Below are 6,305 nucleotides of genomic sequence, written 5' to 3' on the forward strand. Positions count from 1 at the left end.
TCATCACTGATTCGGGCCTGCGCAGCAGGGGGTACGGCTCGCAATGACGGCTGAAGGTTCGTCATTGATTCGGGCCCGCGCAGCAGGGGGTACGGCTCGCAATGACGGCTAAGAGTTCGTCACTGATTCGGACGACCGGCGCAGCAGGGGGTACGGCTCCTGATGGAGAAGTAACCTCGCCACTCGCCACTAGCCACTGTGCTTTCATCTCTTTACGATTACCGCAACGCGCAACGGGCAGCTCCCATGAACTGGACCATCCAACAGGCACGTACCGGCTACAACATCGCCCACTGGGGCGAGGGCTATTTCGATATCAATGACCGCGGTCATATCAGTGTCCATCCGGAGCGCGATCCGGGCCGGGGCATCGATTTTCATGAGCTGGCCAAGGGATTGTCCGCGGCGGGACTCACCTTTCCGGTGCTGGTGCGGTTCGCCGGGATCCTGCACGACCGGGTGCGCACGCTGGTCGACGCCTTTGGTAGCGCCATGGCGGAGGACGGCTTTCAGGGTGGTTACACCGCGGTCTATCCCATCAAGGTGAACCAGCAGCGGGCAGTGATCGAGGAGATCCTGCATGCCGGGAATGGACAGGTCGGGCTGGAGGCGGGCAGTAAGCCGGAGTTGATGGCGGTGCTGGCCATGGCGCCCCGGGACGGCACGATTATCTGCAACGGCTACAAGGATCGCGAGTACGTCCGGCTGGCACTGATCGGCACGGCCCTTGGTCACCGTCTGCATATTGTCATTGAAAAACTCTCCGAGCTTCGGCTGATTATCGAGGAGTCGCGGGCGCTGGGAATCGAGCCGCTGCTCGGGGTGCGTGTGCGGCTGGCTTCCATCGGCAAGGGCAACTGGCAGAACACCGGCGGTGAAAAGGCCAAGTTCGGCCTCTCGTCGCTCCAGGTGCTGGAGGTGATCACGCGGCTGCAAGAGGCGGAGCTGCTGAACTCGCTCCGGCTGGTGCATGTTCATCTCGGTTCGCAGATCGCCAATATCCGGGATATCCAGCGCGGCATGCGCGAGGTGGCCCGCTTCTATGCAGAGTTGCGCCGTTACGGCGCACCGGTCGAAAGCGTCGATGTCGGTGGCGGCCTGGGCGTCGATTACGAGGGCACTCGTTCGCGTAGCTTCTACTCGATGAACTACAGCATCGAAGAGTATGCGCGGGCCATCGTGCATACCTTGTGGGAGGTCTGTGCCGAACAGCAGCTCCCGCATCCGGCCATCATCACCGAGTCGGGCCGCGCCATGACCGCGCACCATGCGGTTCTCGTCACCAATGTCATCGATGTGGAGCAGGCCCCGGATGGTCCGCCGGGAGCGGCACCGGCCGCCGATGCGCCGATGCTTGTGCATGACCTCTGGAATGGCCTCTCGGGACTCTATTCACGTTCGGCGCTGGAGGTCTACCACGACGCAGTGCACTGGGTGAGCGAGGCCCAGTCGATGTTTACCCATGGCCTGCTGACCCTGGAACAGCGGGCGGAGGTCGAGCAGCTCTATTTTGCGATCTGCCGCCGGGTGCTGGACCTGCTCAGTCCCGAGCGTCGAGCCCATCGCGAGGTGATCGACGAACTTCACGAGAAACTGGCAGACAAGTATTTCTGCAATTTCTCCCTTTTTCAGTCACTGCCGGATGTGTGGGGCATCGGACAGGTGTTCCCGATCATGCCGCTGCACCGGCATGACCAGGAGCCCACCCGACGCGGCATTCTCCAGGATCTGACCTGCGATTCGGACGGGCGCATTGATGCCTACGTCGACCGCGAAGGGATCGAAGCCAGTCTGCCGCTGCACGAGGTGCAAGCCGGAGAGCAGTATTTGCTCGGCTTCTTCCTCGTGGGCGCCTATCAGGAGATCCTGGGTGACATGCACAATCTGTTCGGGGATACAGATTCGGTGAATGTGGAACAGGACCCGGACGGGGGGTATCGGCTGGTCGGCGCCACGCAAGGCGACAGTGTCGACGAACTGCTGCGTTATGTGGAGTTCGACCCCGAGGTCCTGATGCAGGCGTATCGTAAAAAGGTTGCCGGGGCGGACTTCAGCGAACAGCACCGCACCCTATTTCTGGGCGCACTGGCCGCGGGCCTGCAGGGTTATACGTATCTGGAAGGGTAATGACGCCGTGTCGGGCTTTAGCCCGACCCACGGGGATTGTAGGCGGCCTTCAGGCCGTCAAACGATGACCCATCGACAACCGCATTCTCTGCCCTGCCCCGCCTGTTGTAGAATTCCGCACCATGGATAAACCGCTTAAACCACCCAAAGGGCTGTTGCGCCCCGTCGGCCGGGCCATTGCCGACTACGGAATGATCCGAGACGGGGACCGCGTCCTGCTGGGTCTCTCGGGCGGCAAGGATTCCCTATCGTTGCTGCAGATCCTCCTGCATCTGCAGCGACATGCGCCGATTCGTTTCGAAGTTGGTGCTATCACCGTCGACCCTCAGATACCGGGCTTCGACCCGTCGCTGCTCAAGCCCTATCTAGAGTGGCTTGGTGTTCCCTATTTCTACAACAGTCAGCCCATTGCCGAAGAGGCCGAGAAGTACCAGGAGGAGAAGAGCTTCTCGTTCTGCGCCTTTTGTGCCCGGATGAAACGAGGCACTATCTACAGCACCGCGCGCCGCGAGGGCTACAACGTCATCGCCCTCGCCCAGCATCTGGATGACCTCGCTGAAAGCTTCCTGATGTCCGCCTTCCACCGGGGTCAGCTGCGCACCATGAAGGCCCACTATGTCAACGATGCCGGAGACCTGCGCATCATCCGGCCGCTGGTCTACGCGCGGGAGCGGCAAACCGCCGCCTTTGCAGAGAGCGCCGAGTTGCCGGTGATCCCGGACAACTGTCCCGCCTGTTTCGCCATGCCGACCGAGCGTGAACACATGAAGCAGCTGCTGCTATCGGAAGAGCAGCGTTACAAGCACCTGTTCAAGAATCTGCTCAGCGCAATGCGGCCGCTCATGACCGAAGAGACTCCGACCGAGACGCCGGAAGAGGCCGCAAAAACCGGGGATGGGGCGGAATGACCGGCTGCGCCCCGAAAAGCGGCTGGCTCGGTATTCTGATGCGAGCCTTTGCCGCCCTGCCTCTGCCGTTGGCCCACGCCACCGGTGCATTGCTGGGATGGCTGGCCGAGCTGTTCCCGAACCGCAATCGTGAGATCACACGCCGAAACCTGGAACTCTGTTTGCCCGATCTGTCGCCTGGCGAACGGCACCGTCTGGAGCGGCGCAGTCTGATTGAGACGGGCAAGACCCTGGCCGAGGCGCCGCAGACCTGGTGTGGCGAGCCGGAAGAGATCCTTTCGCGAATCGAAAGCACCAGCGGCGAGTCGGCGGTGAAACAGGCGCTTTCCGAGGGTCGTGGCGTAATCGTCGCCGGACCCCATCTGGGCGCCTGGGAGGTGATCGGGCTCTACCTGGGCGCCCACTACCCGATCACCAGTCTCTACCGTCCACCGGACAGCGCCGCGCTCGAAAGGCTGATGACGACCGGACGCGAACGCACCGGCGCGCGCTTGGTGCCGACTGATGCCAAGGGGGTGCGGGCCCTGCTCAAGCGGGTCTCCAGGGGGGAGATGGTGGGGATTCTCCCCGACCAGGACCCGGGTTACGAAGCGGGCGTATTCGCCCCCTTCTTCGGTATCCCGGCGCTCACCATGACTCTGGTTCCCAAACTGGCCGCCAAAAGCCATGCGCTGGTGGTGGTCGGCTTTGCGGAACGCCTGCCGGGCGGTGGCTACCACATCCCCTTCGTCCCGGTGGGAGACACCATCTACGATCCCGACCCCGCCATCTCCGCCACCGCCCTCAACCAGGCCGTCGAACAGGCAGTCCGCCACTGTCCCGAACAGTACCAGTGGAGCTACAAGCGCTTCCGCCGCCGCCCCGAGGGCGAGCCGGGCTTGTATTGACCGCAGGACAGAAATTTCACCACTAAGTGATTTCTGTGTTCTCAGTGGTGAACAAACTCTGTGGCTAACCCTCCGGACGTTCACGGTGCCCCGATCCGGGCCAGCTCGCCATCTCGTAGGGCGGCGGTGAGCCGTCCGGGCGGGTCTGGAAGATGCGCAGGGACCACATGTACTGCTCCGGCGCCAAGCGGATAATCTCCTCGATTGCGCGGTTCATGTGGGCAGCGTCAGCCACTTCGTCACCGCTGGGGTAGCCCTCCAGGGCGGGAAGCAGGCGTGCGGTATAGTGCCCGGTTTCCGGGTGGTAATAGGCCATGAAGGGAACAACGGCGGCCCGGCAGAGTTTGGTGAGTCGCGACAGGGTCGGGATAGTCGCCGCAGGGATACCGAAGAAAGGCGCAAAAACCGAGCGATCGGGGCCCAGGTCCTCGTCGGGGAGGTAAAAGAGGGCATAGCCGGAGCGAGTGGCCTTCACGACCGGGCGCATGCTCTCCTCCCGTTCGAAATTCAACCCCCCGAGCCGGGACCGGCCGCGGGCGATAAACCAATTCAACAGGTCATTGCGACCTTCCTTGAAGATGCTTGCCGCAGGGTGTCTCAGGTTATAGGCAAGACCCGCGGCATCCAGTGTCACGTGATGGCAGGTAAGCAGAATCACCGGCCGGCCCGCTTCCAGGTGGGGACGCAGGTGCTCCTCCCCTTCCAGGTCCAGCATGCCTTTGAGCCGCCTTTGGCTACCCCACCAGAGGGCGCCGTAGTCGAACATGCAGCGGCCCATATTACGGAAAAATCCGACGGCCAACTCTCTTCGCTCCGCCTCGTTCTTCTCCGGAAAGCACCAGGCAAGGTTGGTTTCCACAATGGCGCGGCGCTTGTGATTGCGTCGAAAGGCCTGATCCCCTACCCAGGCACCGAGGCGTCGACGCAGACTGCCTGGCAAATACGACAGCAGCCACAGGAAGCCCAGTCCGATCCAGAGCCCCCAATAACGGGGTCCAAGGAAGTGGCGGGAAAAGGGCGGAAGATAGGGGGAGGGCGGGAGCCGTGCTCCTGGTTTTTTGTCGTTCACGTGTCTGGTTTCTTCGGTTTAACACTGAGTACATCGAATTGTGACAAATTTCGGGAACCCTGTGTTCCCAGTGGGGACAGGTTATCGCAATTCACTCAGCAATCTTCCGGTCATCCGATCCGCCTGGGCGGCGTAACCGCCACCGAACAGATTGAAGTGATTGAGGATGTGGTAAAGGTTGTAGAGAGTTTTGCGCACGCCATACCCCGCATCCACCGGCCAGGCGTCATTATACGCATCGTAAAAGCGGGCGCCGGGACCACCGAACAGTTCGGTCATGGCCAGGTCCGCCTCGCGATCGCCATAGTAGGTGGCGGGGTCGAAAATCACCGGCTCGCCCGCGCCGGTCGCCGCCCAGTTGCCGCCCCACAGATCACCATGGAGCAGCGACGGGACCGGCGTATAGCGGTCGAACAGTGCCGGAAAGTGTTCCATTAGCTCCTCGCCCCGACTCACCAGAGATTTCGCCGCGCCGTTGCGCGCGGCCAGTTCCAGCTGAAACCCGAGGCGCCTATCGCGCCAGAAGCTGATCCAGTCACCGACCCACCCATTGGGTTGCGGAGTGGAGCCGATGGTATTATCCCGATGCCAGCCGAAACGATCTGCGCTGGCCCGATGCATCGCCGCCAGCTCCCGTCCGAAGCGCTCCGGCGGGACACTGCCGCCCATCTCCAGGTACTCCAGCACCAGATAGGCCTGTCCGCCGTCGCTGCCCCAACAAACCGGACGCGGCACACGGATGGTGTCGGTGGCGGCCATGGCATCAAGACCCTCGGCTTCGGCCTCGAACATCCAGGCAAGCGACGCGTCATTGCTCTTCACGAAAAAGCTGCGGCCGCCGCCACTCACCCGATAGACACTGTTAATGCAGCCACCGCCCAGGTTGCGGGTAGAATCCACCGCAAAGGGTTCGCCGGTGGCCTCTCCGATCTGCTGTGCAACGGCATCCCACATCGCCATCATTACCCTCCTCTTCACAGATTGTCGATTCTACGGGATCCCGGGGCCGGATCATTTGCTGGATATTATACGGCTCCGAATCAAAAGAGCGGATAACCACGGGGTACACGGGGACCACCGGGTACAACAGGACCCCAGCGACGCCGCCCCGAAACAGGGACAAAACCGTCACCCGTCATTGCGAGCCGTACCCGCCGCACGCGGCCCCGAATCGGTGACGAACTTTCAGCCGTCATTGCGAGGAGCCCCAGCGACGCGGCAATCTGGGGTTTTGGGAGCAGGAGATTACTTCGTCGCCAAGGCTCCTCGTAATGACAGCGAGGGCAAGTTCATCAGGAGGAGCCCCAGCGACGC

At 62.2% G+C, this 6,305-nt stretch carries 5 protein-coding genes; 3 read left to right on the forward strand and 2 right to left on the reverse strand.

What is annotated here, in order from left to right:
* Positions 1-246 precede the first annotated feature (246 nt).
* The 3 genes from speA to Q7L05_RS16670 all read left to right on the forward strand — a co-directional run bounded on the left by speA (position 247) and on the right by Q7L05_RS16670 (position 3,922).
* Positions 247-2,127, forward strand: coding sequence for a biosynthetic arginine decarboxylase (gene speA, locus Q7L05_RS16660; RefSeq protein WP_303909326.1), 1,881 nt, complete (start codon positions 247-249; stop codon positions 2,125-2,127).
* A gap of 122 nt (positions 2,128-2,249) precedes the next feature.
* On the forward strand, positions 2,250-3,035 hold the full coding sequence (locus tag Q7L05_RS16665; protein ID WP_303909328.1) for a tRNA 2-thiocytidine biosynthesis TtcA family protein: 786 nt from the start codon (positions 2,250-2,252) through the stop codon (positions 3,033-3,035).
* Entirely contained in the window at positions 3,032-3,922 is an 891-nt protein-coding gene (locus Q7L05_RS16670) for a lysophospholipid acyltransferase family protein (protein ID WP_303909329.1), read from the forward strand. The genes Q7L05_RS16665 and Q7L05_RS16670 overlap by 4 nt, the downstream gene beginning before the upstream one ends.
* Positions 3,923-3,986: 64 nt before the next feature.
* Here the strand turns inward: Q7L05_RS16670 and Q7L05_RS16675 are convergent, their stop codons facing one another.
* Complete coding sequence (locus Q7L05_RS16675) at positions 3,987-4,991, reverse strand: lysophospholipid acyltransferase family protein (RefSeq protein ID WP_303909331.1); 1,005 nt, start codon at positions 4,989-4,991, stop codon at positions 3,987-3,989.
* 81 nt (positions 4,992-5,072) lie between these two features.
* Complete coding sequence (locus Q7L05_RS16680; RefSeq protein WP_303909333.1) at positions 5,073-5,951, reverse strand: fructosamine kinase family protein; 879 nt, start codon at positions 5,949-5,951, stop codon at positions 5,073-5,075.
* Between the last annotated feature and the right edge of the window lie 354 nt (positions 5,952-6,305).

The organism is Thiohalomonas denitrificans, from assembly GCF_016841685.1.
GTDB lineage: Bacteria > Pseudomonadota > Gammaproteobacteria > Thiohalomonadales > Thiohalomonadaceae > Thiohalomonas > Thiohalomonas denitrificans_A.

Coding starts and splice junctions, on each gene's coding strand:
- speA (WP_303909326.1), top strand. CDS start 247: ATGAACTGGACCATCCAACAGGCACGTACCGGCTACAACATCGCCCAC.
- Q7L05_RS16665 (WP_303909328.1), top strand. CDS start 2,250: ATGGATAAACCGCTTAAACCACCCAAAGGGCTGTTGCGCCCCGTCGGC.
- Q7L05_RS16670 (WP_303909329.1), top strand. CDS start 3,032: ATGACCGGCTGCGCCCCGAAAAGCGGCTGGCTCGGTATTCTGATGCGA.
- Q7L05_RS16680 (WP_303909333.1), bottom strand. CDS start 5,951: ATGGCGATGTGGGATGCCGTTGCACAGCAGATCGGAGAGGCCACCGGC.